We start from the raw sequence: 215 nt of genomic DNA on the forward strand, positions 1-215 counted from the left end.
TGCAACTTTCAGCTCTGTGCCTAACTTGTTGCTTGATGATCCTGTATCACCTTTGAACGTTAATGGCGTGTTCACTGCTGTATCAAGCGCAGTAATCGCACCACCAACATTGTTCGAATTAGTGACTGTTCCTGTACCAGGCGCTGTTGTGGTATAGCTCGGTGCACTGATCGCACCTGTAGTTGAGTCGTAGGTTGATCCACCACCCAATGCTG

The 215-nt window shown here is 48.4% G+C and carries 1 pseudogene; it reads right to left on the minus strand.

Annotated elements, in window-relative coordinates:
• Positions 1–215: pseudogene (locus tag AVJ19_RS21450) on the minus strand (hypothetical protein); the annotation flags it as partial.

Origin of the sequence: Acinetobacter sp. CFCC 10889 (assembly GCF_003268395.1) — a bacterium.
GTDB lineage: Bacteria > Pseudomonadota > Gammaproteobacteria > Pseudomonadales > Moraxellaceae > Acinetobacter.